The sequence below is a fragment of the Paenibacillus sp. 2003 genome, from assembly GCF_031455635.1.
Lineage (GTDB): Bacteria > Bacillota > Bacilli > Paenibacillales > Paenibacillaceae > Paenibacillus > Paenibacillus amylolyticus_B.
On sequence record NZ_JAVDTB010000010.1, the window covers coordinates 75,250 to 96,131 of the forward strand.

Below are 20,882 nucleotides of genomic sequence, written 5' to 3' on the forward strand. Positions count from 1 at the left end.
GCTATTCTGTGTTACAACAAAGGACACCCGCGTACAGTGTCCTTTGTCATTCGCAACGTATTCTGCTTTTGATGACAGAACAACCTTTCGATTGCTGCTATCACAAGATATTTCTGATTACCTCTAAACCTGCTTGAATTCGATCCAATCAATCTGGAGACCTGGTTTGGTGAAGTCCAGTTTCAATTCATACAGACCTGCTTCAAGGTCTACTTTGACAAGCTTCTGTCTGATCCACTTGCCTTCCGTACCATTTGTTTGAATGGTGGTTACCAACTGGTCATTCAGGAGCAGGTTACATGCACTTTGAGCCAATTCCGGCTCAGGGGACATGATCTGTACGATAATCCGATAATGGCCGGCCTCGCTCACTTTCATGTAGACGGGTCCAGCAACCGCAGGTTTCACCTGTGCGTTCTCAACCAGAGCCTGGGCCTGAGCCTGTGCAGCAGATAGGGATGCATTCGCTTGGAACGAAGCGACGTTCTCCACGATTTCATGTTTTCTGCCGGACACCGGTGCATTCATGATGAACTTGCAGATGTTGATCGCCGAGCGTTGCAGCTCTCCGCGAGTCAATGTTCCATTTCCCAAGGATTCAATCGTGTTGTCGTCCCAGCCATTGATCTCTGCGCCGTAGTTCGGTACAACCATGTAGAGATCATTCTGCGCACGGATCATCCAGTTGGTGTATTTACGATCCGCTTCTCCACCTTCGGTCACATCATTCATAATCGCCCACCAGTCGGTCATTACGATTCCTTCGAAATTCCATTCGCCGCGCAGAATTGTGGTGTTCAGGTCATAGTTAGATGCTGCCCAGTGTCCGTTAACCGGGTTGTAGGAAGTCATGATGGAGTTCGCTCCGCCTTCTTTTACAGCGATTTCGAACCCTTTCAGGTAAATTTCACGCAGTGCGCGCTCAGAGACAACGGCATCTACTTTGCTACGGTGTTTCTCCTGGTTGTTGCAGGCAAAGTGTTTCAGTGTGGCATTGGGACCACCCTTCATGATACCTTTTGTACATGCTGCGGCAAATACACCCGAGATCAGTGGATCTTCGGAGAAGTACTCAAAGTTCCGGCCATTGAGCGGGCTCCGGCGGATATTGAGTCCAGGTCCAAGCAGGGTATCCACCTGATTTCTCAGCAATTCCTGTCCTTCCATCACATACAACTCTTCAACAAGATCCTTGTTCCATGTCGCCGCAAGCAAAGTACCAATGGATACCTGTGTTGCCTTCTCGCCACTATCCATACGAATACCGGACGGGCCATCTGCCGTACATGCTACCGGAATACCGTAGTTAAACAGGCTGTCGCTGACACCACCAAATGCAGATGCCGTCCCCGAAGTAACGAGCGGACTGCTCATGCCTTCTCCACGGACAATCGCCGCCAGATCCTGATCACTCAGTTGAGCGATGAAGGTTTCCAGACTCACTTTGCCAGCCTTAACGTCACTCAGCTTGTGGCCCTGATTACCCGTCTGCTCCAGCGTTTGCGGGAGATTCTGCTCAATCCGGTTCGCCATGGATATCTTACGTTTAGGTACTTCTGCATAAGTCAGTTCATAAGATCCATCTTCCTTGCGCGAACCTGGTTTCATCCGTGTAAAATCTTCAGTTGGGGCCATCGCTTCTTGCAGTTGCTCCACCAATTGAAGAGATTCAATAATATAGCCATCCTGGCCATCAACGCTGATATGCTGCACTTGTTTCACACTGGTTCCTACATGCAATCGGTATGTGCCTTCTTCCAGAACGTATGCGGAAGCATGACCCGTAACACCTGCATCATCGTAAGATGCCATGGCATGGATCGGGAAGCTGATCGTCAGAAGTTCTGACTCGCCCGGCTGCAACAATCCTGTTTTGCCAAAAGCCACCAAAGCTTTCACCGGTTGTCCCAGTTTTCCTTGCGGGGCTTCATAATAGACTTGCACAACCTCTTTGCCCGCATATGTTGTACCTGAGTTGGTCACATTGACGCGAACTTCAATGTAGGTTTCGCCGTCTTTGGACACAGATTTCGCTTCTTCATGCTGAGCCAAGAACGTCGTATAAGACAGGCCGTAACCGAATTCAAACTGAACACGCTCAGGTCGAAACGTTTCGAAATAACGATAACCTACATAGATATCTTCCTGATACAGGTTCTTGAACTCATTGCCGTAGTTGCTTGTCGAAGGATAATCCTCGATGGAATATGCAATCGTATCTGTCAGTTTACCGCTTGGTGTAACGTCTCCCGCCAGCACATCAGCAATCGCGTTGCCACCCTCCATACCGCCATGCCAGGAGTAAATTACGCCTTGGATTGGATGTAGATACGTTTCGTTTAACCAGCTCATGTCGATGATATTCGAGACATTCAGCACTACGATTGTGTGTTCAAACTGCGCAGTGACTTGCTTCAGCATCGCTTTCTCATCTTCTGTCAGTTGGTAACTTCCTGGCGCATCCGCATTATCCTGATCTTCTCCTGCTGTACGTCCAATCACGATAATGGCTTTGCTGGATTTGCTTCTAGCCTGTGCAACAAGTTCATCCGTCAAAGGCATTTCTTTCTGATTCCATGGCTCGGCCGCCCATACTTTTCCGCCATCATCAAATGGATTTTCCTCAATCCACTTCTCATAGACAGCTGCCAGCTCTTCATTGACCGTTATATTCTTTTTGCTGCGCAGGCCATCCAATAGATTTGTTGTGTAGGCCACATGAACACTACCGCCTGAACCCGTGCCGCTCCGATAATAATTGACTTGAATCCGTCCAAAAACTGAAACGTTTTCGTTTTCACGAAGTGGAAGCACTTGGCCTTCATTTCTGACTAAAACGGCTCCTTCTGCGGCAACCGTACGACTAAACTCTGCAAACCCTTCCAATGGAACTCCAATTTGATGTGTGCTCAATGATTTCCCTCCTGATTGTCATCCCCATATCTACGAATCGCTATATATAAAGTGAACTATATAAATTGAACTAAAGAATATTTACACTGGACACTCCGATGACAGAATAACCTTCCGATCGCTGTTATCCCCAGATTTTATGAATCCCCCTTATATGGGGAAAATCCGGGGATAAAGGCGAACGCTTTCGCTTCTTCAGGTTTTTTCTGTCCTCTCCGTTTCGTATAAATGTTTAGTTCAATTTATATAACAAAACGTACACTCATTTTATATAAAAGATATTCTGTGATCTGGTAGATTCACTTGTACATAGTCTCATATTAACAGATTCTATAGAAGAAATTAAATTAGATTTGTGCATTATTTATATTATTAAAAAATGTCCACGATTAGTGGCATAACAAAAAGCCACGGACACCTGTTGTCCGTGACTTTTCTTCATTTTAATACACTATATCAAGTCGTAAGTTTCGCATACACCAGGAAGAACAGCATGTCTTCGCCCATGATCACATAACCAGGAACCCGGTAGACCAGATCAACAAGGACAAATGCCACCAGTAGTCCTAGCATCACCGCCAGATGAAGTGGCCGGAGTCGTAGATGTGCGTGTCTGTAACGATGGAACACAAGTGAGGTCGACAAGAAATACAGTAGCGCTGATCCAAATACAAACCCTAGCATGAACACATAGTTTAACTGATTCTGATATAACAGCTGAATTGAAGCAGCGATCATACTCATGGAGATGTAGATGAAAAGATGACCGTATATGATCGCTTGCCCGGCAGTCTGAATCTCTTTGCTGACTTTTTTCTCCACGTTGTCGAAGTATTGCCACCATATCGCAATGACAAATATGGATGTAAAGGCGGCAAACAGAATGGATTTCATATCCCAATGATCGGCTTGCAACACAGCGATAATGCTTACCACCGATTCACCTAACAGGATAAGTGTAAAGAGCGCAAAACGTTCCAATAAGTGATGGGTCTGAACTGGTACTTTCACCAGATTTTTGCGTCCGATCAACGGAAGTACGATGTCCACAGCAATCCCCGCATACAAAATCACGTAGCGTAACCAGGAATCGAAGAACAATGAACCTGATGAGATCAATATGCCAATAAGGAAACAGATACCCAAGTAACGAGCCGCTTGCTGCTGGTGCTCGCCTTTTGACTTGTGAGCCGTCAGATACTGAATCGCCGTAAATGCCCGTGAGCCGATATATCCGATGAAGAAGGACAGGTAGTACTGGTCAAAATGGGTAGAGAGGCTCGCCGTCATGACCATAACGGACAGAAGCTGAAGGATGAGGAATATTCGATGGATCAGAATATCTTGACCATAGCGGTTAATAAACAAGGTCTGACCGACCCATGCCCACCAAACAGGGATAAAAATAAGCACAAACTTCATTAAATATTCAAACGTAATTACTCCATGTTCGGCATGTAACAAGACATGACCCGCTTTGGAGACCGCTGCTACAAAGAGCAGATCGTAAAACAGCTCCAGCCAGGTAACCTTTTTCTCCATCATCCTTCGTTGCTCCTTTAGGTTTTTCTCATAATACAACGCCTGTTGCTAACTCAGTTACCTTCCCGCTGACCTGGTGACGCGCCCAGAGGAAAAACTCTGAGCGCCATCTACCTTACTTCATTGTACTGTAGCAGGTACGAGCGTTCTGACTTCGATCGGTTGCAGATTGTCCTCAATTTGAGGGCGGTATTTCTCAAACCACTCTGGCAGCATCAATTTTTGTCCAAGCGAATCAGCAGGTTCATCTTTGGCAAAGCCCGGAGGATCTGTAGCAATTTCAAACAGAATGCCGCCAGCTTCTCTGAAGTAAATTGCATTAAAGTACTGACGATCCCGAACTGGAGTCGGTTGGTACCCGTAATCACGTACAGCTTCACTCCACTGTGCATGCTCTTCATCGTCTTTGGCGCGCCATGCAATATGGTGCACGGTTCCTGCGCCGCCCATACCCAGAGCCATACGGGTCACTGGAACATCTACGACATTACCGATATCCCCGCTGGACCGGAAACGGGCATACTCTTCATTTTCACTCACTCTGACAAATCCCAAAATTTTCTCAAGAGCATCCATCGTTCTTTGTGGGTTAACACTGAACAGGACAGCACCACCAAAGCCTCTGATTGCTTTATCTGTTGGAATGCCTTCGTGTGCCCAAGTGCTGGTTGCTCCCTCTTCCCGTTCAACAAGTTCAAGCCGCAGGCCTTCGCCATCTTCGAATTGAAGCAGGTTTTCATTAAAGCGACTTGTTTTGGTTACCTCAATGTTATACTGTTCCAGCCGATTCTGCCAGAAGCCAATCGACCCAGGAGGAATGACATAGGAAGTGATGCCGACCTGACCTCCGCCAATTTTCCCCCGTGGTGATCCAGCGGATGGGAAGAAGGTAATGATGGTACCTGGGCTTCCGTGCTCATCGCCAAAATACAGATGATATACATCAGGTGCATCGAAATTGATTGTTTTTTTCACCAGACGAAGTCCCAGAACTCCGGCATAAAAATCAACGTTGGCCTGTGGATCTCCTGCGAAAGCTGTAATATGGTGAATACCTGTTGTTTGAATAGTCATGATTAATTCCTCCTTGGTTTGGTAAGCATGTTTTAAATTGAGTAGGTATTAGAGATAGTTTAGTTAGTTGATTGATTTATAGTAAGTTTGCATTATCTTTAAATTAAGATATATGAGCTAGCGAATTGTATTCTAGTTGTTATTTTGATTGGCCTGTTCTTGTTTCAATTTATCAGGAGTAACGTCATCGCCGTTCGGATCATAGATGGTTGCATTCAAGAGAATGTCGTTGACCGAACCGCGAAAAGTTTGCAGATATTCCTGGCGAAGATTAACCCGTTCCTCTTTCTCCATCTCCGTCAATCCGCCCTCTTTGGCTTTTCTTGCAAGTTCATTAATTCTGGTCAATGTTGGGATAATCATCTTGATCTCTCCTTGTGTAATGGATTAAAGATATTTGTTTAAGTTGTTATTTATATTTAAATTAAATATCTTAAGTTAAAGATAAATGATTTGTGATTAGTTGTCAACTGTTTTATCAAAATTAAAATAAATGGACCTGCTCTCCACCTTACGTCATGTTGCTTTGAATAAGAATCCAAACAAAAAGGGCTAGCCCCGTGATATCTAAACCAGTGGACTAGCCCTCATGTATTTATTTTATTAGCCTAGCTTTTGACCACAGTTCGGACAGAAGTTGGCTCCTTCATTTTTGGCTCCACAGTTCGGGCAGAAGTTTGGCTTCTTATTGCCTTCTGTAGATGAAGATGTATTTGAATCACCGTTGCTATTTCCCGCTGGTTTCTGGTCGTTATTTTGATTCTGAGACGAATTGGAATTATTGTTCTGGTTCTGGTTTTGGCCCTGGTTCTGGTTCTGGTTCATGTTTTTCATCATTTCATTGGCCATGTTCATACCCATCATCATGCCCGCCATATCCGAAGCTGCGCCGCCGCCCTGTACTTTACCGGATGAGATGCCGTCTGTCATGCTGACCTGCTGATACTTCTGCAGATTACCAATCATCTCATGCGAAGCGGTCTTTGTAATCATATCCTGAATCTCTTTTGGATAGTTGAAGCTCATCACTTGGAAACCGGTAATCCCAATGCCGATGTCCATCATCTGCATATCCAGATCTTCCTGAATACCTTTGGCAATATCCGATGCATTGGCCTGCAGGTTGAACATATCCTTCCCTTCACGGCTAATCCACTTCATTAGAAGCTGATCAAGCACTGAAGTGATTCGGATCTTGACATCCTCGACCAGATAACTCTGTTTGATGCCTGCAATCTTATCAATCAGGGTCACATAGTCACTTACTTTGAAATTAAATGTTCCGTTGGCCCGAATCGGCATCCCGCCCGGGAGTTGTGGAGTCGGAATCAACACAGGACTTTGTGTGCCCCAGCGCACGGTGAACTCTTTGGTATTTACAAACAATACTTCGACCCGCATACCGCTGTTGAATCCGAATTTGAACCCTTTTAAGGTAGAAAGGAACGGAATGATCTCGGAATCAATATTAAACGATCCTTCGTCCTCGAAAATCCCTTCCACTTTACCGTTATTCAGGAAAATGGCGTCCTGACCGGAACGGATGATAAGTTTACTCCCCTTCTTGATCTCCCGGTTGCTCCACTTCCAAAATATCATGTCATCTCTGAATTCTTCCCATTCCACCACATTCGAAAATTGATTTCTGAAAAATCCCATACTTGTTCCCATCCCTTCTATTTAACGTAATCCGATTACTCAGTTACTAAAACGAACCTCTACTTCCACTGTGTGAGTGACCACCTCGGGAGGTACCTCCACCGCCGCCTCCGCCACCGTTGTTATTGTTCTTCTCTATTTTGCGCTTGGTGACGGTTGTACGGATATAACGATCCTGACGATCAATGACACTGGAATTGCTTGAATCCTCATAAGTCGCACGATTGACCGTGACACGTCCCCCGGAACGATAGGTCATCACACCAACAACAATACCGCCAAGAACCACAGATACTCCTAACTGAAACCAGCCGTTGAACAAAATGTTGTTCGGATTCACACCAGGTTCATACCCCATATATTTGTAAGAGAGCTCAATGTATTTCTCAAATGCGAGTTTATAATCCCCACTGGATAATTCAGAGGTAATTCGATTACGGATAGCATCAAGCCGCTGATCACTCAAATATTCTTTTGCCTTATAAAATCCAGCCAGATACACTTCGCGATTATTCATATCCATCGTTAATATGACAGCATTGCCAAATTTCTTGTCGTACCCTAGCCCCTGCTTATCATAAAAATCTTCTGTTAAGAGCATAACATCCTGATTCTCAACATTATTTGTTGTATAGATAACAAAGTCCGTCTGCCGTTCCGCACCATACTGATTCGCAAGTAGGTTCAGTTCACTTTTCTCCTGCTCACTAAGCAGGTTGGCCTCATCGTAGATAAGGTTTTTGCTATCAGCTGCGGATGCCGATGACATGGAAATCGACGGTGCGACAAAGGTGATCATAAGTAAAATGAGCGTAGCCATCACGGCCAGAGGGGTTCTTTTTCTCATAAGAATCCACCTCCCATCATCCAGGAAACCAGCTTCAGTGACAGCAACGACACCGCAGAGACTCCTGCGAACCAGCCGGCCACTTTGGCTTTGCTGATCGGCGGTTTACCGACCACTTTCCCTGTCTGACCATTCATGGCAAAGGTATACTGTGCCCGATTATAGTCATAGTTGACCATCCACACCGGGAGCAGCACATAGTCTGCATTTTTGAGCGTAGTATCAATCTGTTTGTCCGTGTAGCTCACGCTGCTATAACCGGATACGGTTGAGGCAATATAAGAATCAATGTACGATCTCGTTTTATCCTTGGCCCGTGGAAAAAGTTCCTCGTCCGTATAACTATATTTTTCCGCAATGTACCCCGCCAGATACGGGGTCTTGAACAATTTCAGCTGATTATATGGAAAAGGCTCAAGCTTATCCATCAGTTCATCCTTCATTTTCTCCGATGCATCGATGGGCAGGTTCACGTAATTCAGCCGAATCCGGCGGTATATATCGAAATGCTGTGTTTCCGTGTAATGGTAGTCGCCCTGGGTGTAGGATCTGACCTTGGTGCCACGACCATGCACTTCGATTTTGTTATGTAACTCGTACAACCAGAACGGCACGTACATACCGGTAATGCTCTGAATCCGATCGGCCGACATGAAGCCACTTGGCGTTAACAGGCCGTTTTTGCACCACTTTTTGAAAGCCTGCTTGGCTTGATCCTTGTTGATCGAAAAGGGAATCACCATCGCGGGGGCCAGATTGCCCGTCAGCCGATCACTGAGTACAACCGCCGCACCGCAGAAACTGCATGTCGTCGCACTGGTCTCTGGCTCCGTGACAATGTCAGCTCCGCAGCTGTTACAGTGGTATTCTTTGACCTCATTTTCGGTGAATACTTGTCTCTTCAAGGGATCGGGGATCTGCTCTATGTTGTCCTGGCGGCCGCAGCTGGGACAGGATAGTGCACCTGACACACTGTCAAAGATCATACCACTGCCGCAGTTTGGACATTTATATTCAATAACCGGCATCTGCTCACCTCAATGTTAACGAAATATGATTCTAATTGACACTGTATAACTTCGCTGGCAGAACAAAGCTTCCGATCGCTCTTAAAGGCGAAGTGTTTGCTCCGATGCAGCTTTTCAGAAAGCTTTTAGCTCCGCTTCTTCAGCTTATTTCTGCCCTCTACGTTGTAGTGTACAAGTTAAACTCACTTCTTCAGCTTCTCCTGAATCGCTGCGAGTTCTTCCTCTGCACTTGGCGACGCATTCTCATTATTACCCGCATCTGCGTTCATGTCCCTCTCCAACTGGGCAATTAATTCGTCCAGATCATCTTCCTGTGCCCCAGCACGAAGTTCTGCCAAAGCCTCTGCTTCGTTCAGCGCCTGATTCGCCTTGTCTTCCATGGCCTTCAATGCAGCATCAGCTCTGCCCGCAGGTGCATTCCGTTCATTAGCCTGTTGTTGCGCCTTCGCATCTGCCATGCGACCTTTTAGTTCTGCATGCCGTGCCTCCAATTGCCCCAGATCTGCAACCAATTTATCGTTCATATGCTTCATCATCTTGGCTTTGGCGGAAGCACGTTCATAGGCGGCTTGTAATTCGTTCAATTTGTCAGCCAACTTCACTTTCTTCTCCAGAAAACCACGTGCCTTGTCTTCGTCTCCCGACTCCGCTGATTTCTCTGCATACCGCTGTAATTTCTTAACCTCGGCGCTGCACTCATCCAATGCTCGCTTTGCCCGGCTCTCATCCGACAACACCGCCGTTGTCTCCGCTTTTACCTGACCCAGATCACTGCTCAGACTTCGCATATACTCATTCACACTCTTCTCAGGATCTTCCGCCCGAGACAACATGTGGTTCACATTCGCCTTCATCACGTCTCTAAACCTCGATAAGATTCCCATTACTTGTTCCTCCTCCGAAAAGTTCATATGTATACTATAATACATGAATACGCCCACATACGTTTCACATTTCACGATGGCAAGTGGAGTCCCCCTGTACCAAAGTCGGGTAATGATGGAGTAATAAAAGAAAAGACGAACACCTATAGTGTCGCCTTATAATCCAAAAAATTTCTCGTACTTATCAGTATCATTCTTCCTCAATCACAGTTCGTTAATGAATTGCATACTTTCATCTGCGATCCGATCTGGATCGGTATTATGTATGTAATGGCCGTTATTTAAAACCTGATATTGCCCAATCTTCACAGACTCGATATAACGTATTAGGTACGTTTGCCAATTCTCAATCGGCAACTCTTCACCATTAGATATGAAAAAATACATCGGCACATCCGGAATCCCCTGTGTGGCAACTTTTGCTGCATTCTGTTTAATCATTTTGACTTCATCATTCATATTTGATGTTTGCGTGTTCTTATAGAACAACGCCCGATAAAGTTCCTCTTCATGAGGAGACAATCGATTCTCCTTAATCGCAGCCGATGAATCCACAATCCCGGGGAAAAAGCGTGTAATCCCTATGCGTGCTCCCAAACCTGTCAGACTCATCATGCCTTTCGAAGGCAAAGGATATGCTTCATAAACTTCCGGAATGGCAGGGTCTAATCCGATGATCGCCTTCACTTCGTTAGGATACCGTTGTGCCCAATATAGTGCTTCAACGCCTGACATGGAATGTGGAAACAACACATACGGTGGACTTAGGCCAGCTAAAGTAAGAGCTGTTCTAGTTTCTTCCAATATCGCATCGATATCACGGGACACCTTGGCCGTTTCACTGAAGCCATACCCTGCCTTCTCCACCACAGCAATTTTGTATTGTTCCGATAATCTGGAGTAGAGCGCCTTGAAATCCAATACAGGAGCGGATATACCCCCACCTGACAGAAAGACCAGCGTCTGTGCCCCAGAACCTTCTGTATAGACATGCATTTGGTGATTATTCACGTTAACCATTGCACCTGGCGGCGACAGAATAGTCAACTCACTCTTGAGTTTAATCGTATGATTCGTGAAACTAATTACAATGAACAATAGCATGACACCCAATAGTGCCAAGGCACCATACCCCAATCTCTTCAACACAATTCTCATTGGTTCCCCTCCAACATGATGTACACTTCTATTTATTTTACCATGTACTTTGGAAGGTGTATGGGTTTTAATCCTTTTCTCGCAATCCACAAATCCCTACCTAATCTATGGCTCAACCGGAAGGCTCTCCACCGCTGTGAAAAACACATCCAATAATTCAACGTTATACGTTTTATGGACGTATTCAGTTATTAACGCCACATCCTCTTCCCTCTGATACTCTAGACATGGGCGGCCCTCACTCCACAGCACCCTGCACGGGAACTTTGCGACAACATCCTTAATGACGTGATCTGGCTCAGCTACTTTATGAATGTCTCCCATACGATCTCTCCTCATTTCTCTATACTTAACGTGTGCAATTATGTATTAATTTTGAAATAGTTAAGGATTCGATTCAGTGCACTTCATCACATTCCACTCGGAGAGTTAGGGCGTATATCCACAGCCGTTTTTCAGATGTAGCATTGTTGATTCCCCCCATAGGTGCCATTCCTTCGCAAGTTGGCTATAATAAGGGGATCAAAGTTTTCGATAAAGGCAGGAAAATTATGCGTACACAAGTTCACTTTATTGCTCCCTACGAATCGATGATTCCTATTATACAAGAGTGCATTCCTCGCTTTCCCCAGTTAACCATTCAGACAGACGTGGGCGACTTGGCAAAAGGCGTGGAGCTAGCAACCCAAGCTGAGAAAAACGGGGCAGAGATTATCATCAGCCGCGGCGGTACCGCCCAATTGATTAAAAAAGCAGTAACCATTCCTGTCATTGATGTGCAGTTATCGGGTTATGATATGATTCGTTCACTTACCCTCGCAAGCCAGTTTAACGGCCAAACAGCCATTGTTGGTTTCTCCAACATCACCTCTGGTGCACAATCGATAATTGATCTGATGGATCTGCCCCTCAAGGTCTATACCATACATAGCTCGGAAGACGTGGCACGATTGCTCTTGGAGCTGAAAGCTTCCGGGTACCGCCAGATTGTCGGAGATGTGATTACCGTCAACACCGCGAAGACTTATGGTCTGGAGGGATTGTTAATCCAATCCGGTCAGGAATCCATCCTTAGAGCGATGGAAGATGCGCAGTTGGTCTACCGTTATTTGAGCAAAAATCATGCGATATCGATCATACTGAATGACCTGGTTACACGGGAACATCCGAATTTGCTTATTTTAAATGAACGGAATGAAGTCGTATTCGAGAACCTGACTGATTTCGAGAAAAATCCGCTGACCGATAATCACATGTATCTGACCAACACGAGTCTGGAATTCCATCAATCCCAGATTCAAAATGTGTTCATGGTGGACGATTACCAACTCACGGTTAACGCCTATGAAACGACCCTGGACAACAAAAACTACAAGGTATATATGCTGGAAAAAGGACAACCCTATGCATTTGCACAATTCGGCATAACAACGTTTACCGACGCATCGATGGAGCCTATCGTTGCCGAATCCCCTGCCATGCAGGCGGTATTGAAGAACATTCGGGCACTTTACGAGAATCATGAACCGATCTATCTGCGGGGTGAAGCGGATTCCGGTAAATCTTTTCTGGTCAAACATATTCATCAGATGTACGCCGGTGGCGGACTGTTATTACAGATCGATCTCTCGCAAGTTCCGCCTGGTCATTTGCACAAGATACCACTCGCCAAAGTTAGAAATATAGAAATTAACCACATGGAAACACGTATGGAAGATCCGGAGTTGCTCTCCTTTATCCAGAGCTGCCTTCAAAGCCGAATTGGGGTGTTTATCCTCGGGGAACAGGTAATAAATCCACATTGGTCACTCGATTTGGAGCTTAATACAATCATGATGCCTAATCTTGCGGATAGACCAGAGGATCTGGCTCCACTGATGCAGCATTTCCTTACCGGCTACTACCACAAATACGGAACTACTGCGGTGAGAATAAAAGAAGATGCACTACAGCTGATCCAAGAACAGATCACACATATGAATGTTAACCAGTTGAAACATCTGATTAAGCAGGCTGCACTTAATGAACAGGAATATATAATTACCACGGCTACCTTATCCCGCTTGCTTGATCAGCAACCTTCTTCAAGCCCAATCAAGTTGAACGGTACGCTGAAGGAGATCGAGAAAGAAGTTATTCAGATCGTGCTTCAGGAGGAAAATAATAATCAATCAAAGGCCGCAGAACGTCTGGGGATTAACCGGGCCACATTATGGCGTAAACTTAAAGATTAACTTTAAGTTTGCGTCTTTTTTATTGCCTTAATGTGTTGCATTTTTAAACAATTGAGCAAGTATTTAAAATTTACAATAATTAATTGTTGCTATATTAAACGATATGGGATAACATAATCCCTGCAAGCGCTTCATAAAAACGATTACTTCATAAGGAGCTACTACTATGAACATTAAAGCAACTTTAGATCGCATCCCTGGCGGTATGATGGTCGTTCCCCTGTTAATTGGTGCAACCATCAATACATTCTTCCCAAATGCCCTGCGCATTGGCGGATTCACGGAAGCTCTCTTCGTTAACAGTGCCAGTACGTTGATTGCGCTGTTCCTGTTAATTGCGGGTACACAGATTACGTTCAAAACAGCAGGTTCATCTGTCGGCAAAGGTTTAACCTTGCTTACGTTCAAATGGGTGATTGGCGCAGGCCTTGGTTTTATCGCTATTTTGTTTGCGGATTCAAGCGGTTTATTCCTGGGTCTGGCCCCACTTGCCATTATCGCTGCGATGACCAACTCTAACGGTGGTCTGTACATCGCACTCGCTGGTCAATACGGTAAAGAAGATGACAAGGCAGCTTACCCGTTCCTCGCGCTTAGCGATGGTCCGTTCCTGACCATGGTAGCGCTCTCGATCTTTGGTGCAATGGGCTTTGCGAACGGCATGTTCTCACCGATGGCATTCGTTGCTGTATTGCTTCCACTCATCGTTGGTGTCATTATTGGTAATCTGGACCGTAATCTGGGGGATTGGCTGTACAAAGGCAGTGACAAACTTGTTCCGTTCTTTGCATTCTCCCTGGGTATGGGAATCAATTTCTCATCCATCATTCAAGGCGGACTAGGTGGCATTCTCCTCGGTGTTCTGACCGTGCTTCTCACAGGCGGAATCGGATATCTGGTGTTCAAAGCCATTGGCTGGAACCCGATCGTTGGTGCTTCCGAAGGTTCAACAGCCGGGAATGCGGTAGGTACACCCGCTGCCATCGTGGCTGCCAATGCTTCATTTGGCCCGATTGCGGAGATTGCCACTGTGCAAATTGCGGCGAGCGTTGTAACGACAGCTATCCTGTTACCCATCTTCATCGGGTTCCTCTCCAAACGACTGGAGAAATCAGGTGGCGTCGAGAAATACAATCAACGACCAACCACATAAATGGTTATCACCTGATCCGATATGTTTAATCTGTACAATTGATGATCTGACGGACTTATTATGAAATTTTGCTTACAAGGAGGGATGACTGCATGAAATTAGCTATTATTGCAGATGATTTGACCGGTGCCAATGACAGCGGGGTGCAGCTTGCCCGTCATGGCTTAAAGACCAGTGTTCTTTTTAATATGAATGAAGAACCTCTTACACATTACGATGCTGTCGTCTTTGATACAGATAGTCGTTCCATATCCCCTCAGGAAGCATATGACCGTGTATATCGGGCTGCTGAGTTGCTGACGAACAACGGATTTGAGACGATTTTCAAAAAAATGGACTCCACCATGCGCGGCAATATCGGCATCGAGATTGATGCTGTATATGATGTAGTTAAGCCGGACTTTATGATGATTGCCCCGGGATATCCCAAAAATAAACGGACAATATTGGAAGGAATTCATTACCTGAACGGCGTTCCGCTGGCAGATACTGAAATTGCTCATGATCCGAAGACACCTGTTACGATTTCCTACCTTCCGGACTTGTTGAAACTACAAACCAAGTACGAAGTTGGCGAGATCACCGTCGCAGATTTGGAAGCCGGGCAAAATCATATTCGCACCAAGCTAGAACAGTTGAAAATAAATAACATTCCGTATGTGATGGTGGACTCCACCGAAGAACGCCATCTGGAACTGATTCTGCAGATGACCCGTGAATTGGATTATACCTTTACTTGGGCAGGTTCGGCGGGCATTGCCGATTATCTCCCCGCACATTACGAGTTGGAATCCAGGGCTGCTTCACTTGATATCCCGGAGAATTCCGGCCCCATCCTCACGGTGGTAGGCAGCGTCAACAAAAACTCCCGTGAGCAGCTGCATCGCTTGATGCGCAAGTCCCGCGTGGCTTCAGTCTCCTTCCATTCCTTCAAAGCGGTATCCGCAACCGCAGACCGCGCGGAAGAGATGGAACGTGTCTATAACGAGGTCCGAGACAAAGCGCTGGAAGGACAAGATGTCGTTCTTTACTCCACCGCTGAACAGATTGATATCGAATTGGCTCGTGCCACGGGCGAAGTTCGGGGGCTTAATCACACCGAAGTCAGCAATGAAATCGTACTCGCGATGGGTGAGATCTGCGCCAGACTATTGGAAGAGGGACTGTTCAAGGGTGTCTCCATGACTGGTGGCGATACGGCAAAACAAATCTGTCTGAAATGGAATATTAGCGGCTTCGAGCTGCTGGATGAGCTTGAAATCGGCGTGCCGATCTCCAAGTTCATAGGCATTGATGATCTGCATGTGATTACCAAAGCAGGCGGATTCGGCAAACCCGATGTCTTTATCCATGCGATTCAAAAATTAAAAGGGGGTATTCTCGTATGAAACCTACAATCGGAATTACGATGGGCGACGCAGCAGGTATTGGACCGGAGATTATTATGAAAGCACTGGGTCATCAAGAGATGTATGATCAGTGCAATCCACTCGTGATTGGTGATGCGAAGATTCTGGAGCGTGTGCTGCCGGTTATCGGATCAACGCTGAACGTCCATGCTATTCAAGAGCCTTCCGAAGCCAAGTATGAATTCGGCACTGTGGATGTGATTGATTTGAACCTTGTCCCGGCGGACTTGGAATACGGCAAAGTATCTGCCGTGGCTGGGGATGCAGCATTCCAGTTTCTCGCCAAAGCCATTGATCTCGCCAAAAAACACCAGATTCACTCCATCTGCACAGCACCTTTGAACAAAGAAGCTCTGCATCAAGGGGGGCACCTGTATCCAGGACACACCGAAATTCTGGCGGACCTGACGGATACACAGGACTTCTCGATGATGCTGACGACGCCTAATCTGAGAGTCATTCACCTGACGACACACATGGGTCTGATTGATGCCATCGCGAGTATCAACCCGGAAAGAACCTACACCGTTGTGAAGCTTGCCCATGATACGCTGAAAAAAGCAGGCTTTGAGAATCCGCGCGTAGCCGTATGCGGAATCAATCCTCATGCCGGAGAGAACGGACTGTTCGGCAACGGGGAAGAAGAAGAGAAACTGCAGCCCGGCATTGAGCGTGCGCAGCAGGAAGGCATTAACGTTGTTGGTCCACTCCCGGCGGACACACTCTTCTTCCGCGCTGGCCGCGGCGACTTCGATATCGTTGTAGCTTGCTATCACGACCAAGGCCATGCACCAATTAAGGTAATGGGCATCGAGGAAGGCGTGAACATCACCGTTGGTCTGAAGGGCGGCATCATTCGTACGTCTGTCGATCATGGTACAGCCTTCGACATCGCAGGTAAGAACATCGCCGATGACAAAAGCATGCTGGCAGCCATCCGCTCCGCCATTGAGCTGGCACCGAAGGATCAGGGATAACACCAAGATTCATCCGGTACATGCGTGAGTCTGATCGTAAGATCAATTGTACACGTATCGGTGTTACGTCGGTATTCGATGAATAGAAAGAAAAAGGCAAACCCTTGTAAGTTCAAGGGTTTGCCTTTTTGTATATCGTCCACCCATTTATTCAGACCAATCGTCTTGGTTGGTATTATGGCCATCAAACATATGCTAAACTGATCATAATAAACAAAGGAAGTGCAGAACTCCTTTAGACTTGCAGTACACATCGATTACGTGAAAGTTCACACCGACTTTAAATTAGAAAAAGGAAGAGATTCAATGGGGAGAAAACAATCTTTTACCGAAACAGAGCTACTGGATACGACCAAGAAATTAATTCTTGAGCATGGCTACGACGGTTTTCATCTCAAGCTGCTCTCACAGCATCTGTCTGGAGCCCGGAGCACGATATATCAATATTACGCTAATAAAGAAGAGATTGTTGCTGCTTGTATGAAGCGTGTAATAGCAACCGTGTTGGAGAATTCATTAGCCGTTGATGAGACTGATCCCATGGATGCTCTTGAGCAACTGCTTCTGATCTACGCAGAAGAATCGACGCTCCATCAACTTCTGGGAGATGCCAGTAAAATTAATACGACTAATTCTGCTGCGGCAGCGAGAGATCTTGAATTTATTGAGGAAGCACATAAGACCCTCAAAATTCAATTATCACGCTTATTTGAACGTGCACAGCAGGATCAGGCCCTCCGGCAAGATATCCCTCTACCTGTACTTGTTGGTGTATTCTTCAACTTAATTAATACGCCTAACATGATGAATATCCCTACGCCTGATTGGGGAAAGCTGTTGTTCCAAATGTGGATCGGAGGAGCCAAGAGCTAACTTTGTTCTTGGATTTAATTTGACACAAGTGTCATTTATGTCGTTTAATGATGAAGACCGCGTGGCCGCGCATCCAATTTGACACATGTGTCAAAAAAAGAAAGAGAAGGAGTTGAACAGATCATGTTTTTAGCGATGAAGGAGTTAATGCATAGTAAAATGAAGTTTTTGATGATTATCATTATCTTCGTACTGATGGCTTGGCTGGTATTTATTTTATCCGGTCTGGGGAATGGATTGTCCACGCTAGCCGCATCAACATTCAAGACCATGAAGGCTGATTATGTCATCTTTGAAGAAGGGGCTCAGTCTTCCATGAGCAAGTCACTGCTGTCAGATCAACTGGTGGCGAAGGCGGAACAACTTCCTAATGTGGATGCCGCATCCCCTATGGGAAGTACGATGGCAACAGCAATGAAAGAGACGAGTACCAAGAATGAAGATAAAGTCGATATAGCGATTATAGGAATTAACCCAGGAAGCTTCCTGGAGCCAGCTATTGTAGAAGGTGAGAGCCTGTCTTCCGAGAATCCCACCGGGGTAGTTGTGAATTCGACCCTAAAAGATGAGGGCTATAATATCGGGGACACCTTTCAACTGGATGGCACGACGGAATCATTGACCATTATCGGATTTGTGGAGAATCAGACCTATAACCACGTTGCATCCGTATTTACCCCGATGGCTGAATGGCGGAAGATTGCCTTTGCGGCTCCAGGTTCAGATAAAGGAATTGCCGGACCGGTTAATGCGATCATGTTACAAGGCGGGAATATTGATCCAGAAGCTATAAATAAAGAGTTATCCAGTACGGATACAGTTACCCGGTCGGAAGCTGTGCAAGGCATGCCAGGATACAAAGAAGAGAACGGAACGATTCTGATGATGCTTGCATTTCTGCTCGCGATCTCTGCATTTGTACTCGGGGTATTCTTCTATGTCATTACGATGCAAAAGACCAACCAGTTCGGCATTATGAAAGCGATAGGTGCTAGTAACCGTTTCTTGGGAAAAGCCATTATCTCGCAAGTGTTTGTCCTTTCCCTGACTAGCATTGTTGTTGGAATCTTGCTGACTTATGGGACAGCAGCAATTATGCCAAAAGGAATGCCATTTAAGCTGGAAACCAGTCTTGTCTTCAATTACTCTATTATCCTGCTGGTTATCGCTATGTTAAGTTCACTGGTATCTGTTCGCAAAATCACAAAGATTGATCCGCTTAAGGCGCTCGGGAGGGTTGAATAATGAGTAAGGGATTGCACATGCGAGAAGTCACCATGTATTATGCCGAAGGAAACAATCGGATCACCGCGCTCGATCATGTATCCATATCCGTAGAGCCGGGAGAGTTTGTTGCTGTGGTTGGACCTTCTGGTTCTGGTAAAAGTACATTCTTATCTATTGCTGGGGCAATGCTGAAAGCCTCCGAAGGAGATATTCAACTAAACGGAAATCATATTTCGAAGCTTACGGAGAAAGAGCTATCTACTATACGGCTGCAAGAAGTTGGATTTATTATGCAATCTTCAAATCTGGTTCCCTATCTAAATGTTCTCGATCAACTGCTGGTTGTAAAAAGAATGACGGGAACGGTCAAAAAAGAGGATAAGGCATTTGCCACCAAGCTGCTGGAAGAACTGGGGCTCGGTTTGAAGTTAAAAAGTTTTCCCGAAGAGTTATCCGGTGGTGAGAAACAACGGACAGCCATTGCGCGTTCTTTAATGAATAATCCCAACATCATCTTAGCCGATGAACCAACCGCCAGTTTGGACACCAAACGAGCCCATGAAGTGGTTAGTCTAATCGCACAAGAAGTGAAATCACGCCAAAAAGCAGCCATTATGGTTACCCATGATGAGCGCATGCTTGAATATTGTGACAAGGTATATCGGATGTATGATGGCGGTTTGTCCCTATCTAATTCATAAATAGATGGACCCAACCCTATACCATGTCCTTAGCTATTATTATTTTCATAAAAATCTCCTGTCCAGAAAAATAGCCCGTTAACTAGCAATTTAAGCCTGTCCATCACTCCGCTTGTTATCTCACGCTAGGCGCTAACGTCACTCGGGTCTTTCACCCACAAGCATCATTTCATGTTTGCTCTGAGATGGTCTGCTCCGTCGATAGGCACTTGGTGACATACCGCTCTGTTTGTTGAAGATGCGATTGAACTGGGAAAAGCTGGCGAATCCACACTGTGCAGCAATGTCCGTAATTTTTTCACTCGAATTCAGCAGCAATTGCTGGGCATTTCGAATACGGGTCATCTGCACATACTCCGTGAAGGTAAAACCAGTGACCCTGTTGAATTGGCGGGACAAGTGATGGGCACTTACATAAAACCGCCTGGATACCTCGTCCAAAGATAAATCCTGTTGATAATGGCTGTGAATGTAGGATGCAATGGCATACATGCGCCGGGACATCGATGATCCTGTCTCTTCTCGCACATACCCGTTCTCTGCCGCGTAACGATGAATTGCACATAGAAATTCTATAAATTTATGATGGATCACAACCGGTTGAAGCGTAGAGCGCTGCTGGGATATGGCGAAAATATCATTGATGGGCGCGAGGATTTCTTTGCGCCGTTCTTCCGGGAAGCGGAAAATCGGAACCTCTTCATCAAAAATGGAGAATAGTTCATTGTAACCGTTCTCAAGTCCTGGCATATGGCGAGGCATCGAAAAATTAATCATCAACCGTTTTGGCGGTGTACCTTTCGGATACTGCGTCTTATGCAGCAAAGAAGGTCGCAGCAGCACGATATCCAATGGCTGAATCTCATATAAACTGCCTTCAATAATATGCGCAGCCGTACGATCCAGAAGAATGCAGATTTCATAAAAATCATGAAAGTGCTGAAACTCCATATTCAAGTCATGGGAGCGTTCGTCATAGTCCAGATGATAAAAAAGTTCGTCTCCAGGCTGATTGACATGGATTACATATCCCTGCTCGTATGTCAAAACGGATGTTGTCATGGACATGCCTCCTATCCCGATACTAATGACTTTATTTTAGCATGAAATGCAATAAAAAGACGTCTTTTTCAGCATACATTACGTAGTTTGCTCCCTTTCCCCTTTGTTATGATAGAGTTGATATGTTAGCGCTTGCAATGT

The 20,882-nt window shown here is 45.7% G+C and carries 18 protein-coding genes; 7 read left to right on the forward strand and 11 right to left on the reverse strand.

Translation table 11 applies throughout. From position 1 onward, the window contains the following. Window positions 1-123: 123 nt before the first annotated feature. The 10 genes from J2X75_RS26540 to J2X75_RS26585 form a co-directional block, all read right to left on the reverse strand. Window positions 124-2,913: a glycoside hydrolase family 3 C-terminal domain-containing protein gene (locus J2X75_RS26540; protein ID WP_310341962.1), complete on the reverse strand. Its 2,790-nt coding sequence runs from the start codon at window positions 2,911-2,913 to the stop codon at window positions 124-126. A gap of 456 nt (window positions 2,914-3,369) precedes the next feature. Further along, window positions 3,370-4,458, reverse strand: a complete 1,089-nt coding sequence (locus J2X75_RS26545; RefSeq protein WP_310341964.1) for a low temperature requirement protein A — start codon at window positions 4,456-4,458, stop codon at window positions 3,370-3,372. 117 nt (window positions 4,459-4,575) lie between these two features. Then, window positions 4,576-5,529, reverse strand: a complete 954-nt coding sequence (locus J2X75_RS26550) for a ring-cleaving dioxygenase (protein WP_310341966.1) — start codon at window positions 5,527-5,529, stop codon at window positions 4,576-4,578. A 132-nt stretch (window positions 5,530-5,661) separates the two neighbouring features. After that, on the reverse strand, window positions 5,662-5,892 hold the full coding sequence (locus J2X75_RS26555; protein WP_307540680.1) for a DUF896 domain-containing protein: 231 nt from the start codon (window positions 5,890-5,892) through the stop codon (window positions 5,662-5,664). Window positions 5,893-6,132: 240 nt separating this feature from the next. Beyond that, window positions 6,133-7,188 carry an SPFH domain-containing protein gene (locus J2X75_RS26560; RefSeq protein ID WP_310341971.1) on the reverse strand — a complete coding sequence of 352 codons (1,056 nt, stop codon included), beginning with the start codon at window positions 7,186-7,188 and terminating at the stop codon, window positions 6,133-6,135. A gap of 46 nt (window positions 7,189-7,234) precedes the next feature. Continuing rightward, window positions 7,235-8,035 (reverse strand): TPM domain-containing protein, encoded by an 801-nt coding sequence (locus J2X75_RS26565; RefSeq protein WP_397384340.1) that lies wholly within the window; start codon window positions 8,033-8,035, stop codon window positions 7,235-7,237. Beyond that, window positions 8,032-9,063 (reverse strand): TFIIB-type zinc ribbon-containing protein, encoded by a 1,032-nt coding sequence (locus J2X75_RS26570; RefSeq protein WP_047841485.1) that lies wholly within the window; start codon window positions 9,061-9,063, stop codon window positions 8,032-8,034. The genes J2X75_RS26565 and J2X75_RS26570 overlap by 4 nt, the downstream gene beginning before the upstream one ends. A gap of 182 nt (window positions 9,064-9,245) precedes the next feature. Next, the gene (locus J2X75_RS26575) at window positions 9,246-9,947 is read right to left on the reverse strand and encodes a PspA/IM30 family protein (protein ID WP_310341975.1); all 702 of its coding nucleotides are present in this window, start codon (window positions 9,945-9,947) and stop codon (window positions 9,246-9,248) included. A gap of 204 nt (window positions 9,948-10,151) precedes the next feature. Further along, a complete protein-coding gene (locus J2X75_RS26580; protein WP_310341978.1) occupies window positions 10,152-11,105 on the reverse strand; it encodes an alpha/beta fold hydrolase in 954 nt (317 codons plus the stop codon). A 105-nt stretch (window positions 11,106-11,210) separates the two neighbouring features. Next, window positions 11,211-11,429 (reverse strand): hypothetical protein, encoded by a 219-nt coding sequence (locus J2X75_RS26585; protein WP_310341980.1) that lies wholly within the window; start codon window positions 11,427-11,429, stop codon window positions 11,211-11,213. Window positions 11,430-11,656: 227 nt separating this feature from the next. Between J2X75_RS26585 and J2X75_RS26590 the strand changes: the two genes are divergently transcribed. The 7 genes from J2X75_RS26590 (at window position 11,657) to J2X75_RS26620 (ending at window position 19,679) form a co-directional block, all read left to right on the forward strand. Next, the gene (locus J2X75_RS26590; RefSeq protein ID WP_310341983.1) at window positions 11,657-13,339 is read left to right on the forward strand and encodes a sigma-54-dependent transcriptional regulator; all 1,683 of its coding nucleotides are present in this window, start codon (window positions 11,657-11,659) and stop codon (window positions 13,337-13,339) included. Between the two features lie 166 nt (window positions 13,340-13,505). Then, a complete protein-coding gene (locus tag J2X75_RS26595) occupies window positions 13,506-14,492 on the forward strand; it encodes a 2-keto-3-deoxygluconate permease (RefSeq protein ID WP_124118293.1) in 987 nt (328 codons plus the stop codon). Between the two features lie 92 nt (window positions 14,493-14,584). Continuing rightward, window positions 14,585-15,880, forward strand: a complete 1,296-nt coding sequence (locus J2X75_RS26600; protein WP_310341986.1) for a four-carbon acid sugar kinase family protein — start codon at window positions 14,585-14,587, stop codon at window positions 15,878-15,880. Beyond that, complete coding sequence (gene pdxA / locus J2X75_RS26605; RefSeq protein WP_310341989.1) at window positions 15,877-16,878, forward strand: 4-hydroxythreonine-4-phosphate dehydrogenase PdxA; 1,002 nt, start codon at window positions 15,877-15,879, stop codon at window positions 16,876-16,878. The genes J2X75_RS26600 and pdxA overlap by 4 nt, the downstream gene beginning before the upstream one ends. 306 nt (window positions 16,879-17,184) lie before the next feature. Beyond that, on the forward strand, window positions 17,185-17,751 hold the full coding sequence (locus J2X75_RS26610; RefSeq protein ID WP_124118296.1) for a TetR/AcrR family transcriptional regulator: 567 nt from the start codon (window positions 17,185-17,187) through the stop codon (window positions 17,749-17,751). A gap of 123 nt (window positions 17,752-17,874) precedes the next feature. Continuing rightward, on the forward strand, window positions 17,875-18,996 hold the full coding sequence (locus tag J2X75_RS26615) for an ABC transporter permease (RefSeq protein ID WP_310341991.1): 1,122 nt from the start codon (window positions 17,875-17,877) through the stop codon (window positions 18,994-18,996). Continuing rightward, the gene (locus J2X75_RS26620) at window positions 18,996-19,679 is read left to right on the forward strand and encodes an ABC transporter ATP-binding protein (protein WP_310341994.1); all 684 of its coding nucleotides are present in this window, start codon (window positions 18,996-18,998) and stop codon (window positions 19,677-19,679) included. Before J2X75_RS26615 ends, J2X75_RS26620 begins: the two co-directional genes overlap by 1 nt. A 138-nt stretch (window positions 19,680-19,817) precedes the next feature. On the opposite strand, the gene J2X75_RS26625 is transcribed toward J2X75_RS26620, so the two are convergent. Continuing rightward, window positions 19,818-20,741 carry a helix-turn-helix domain-containing protein gene (locus J2X75_RS26625; protein WP_310341997.1) on the reverse strand — a complete coding sequence of 308 codons (924 nt, stop codon included), beginning with the start codon at window positions 20,739-20,741 and terminating at the stop codon, window positions 19,818-19,820. Window positions 20,742-20,882: the final 141 nt, after the last annotated feature.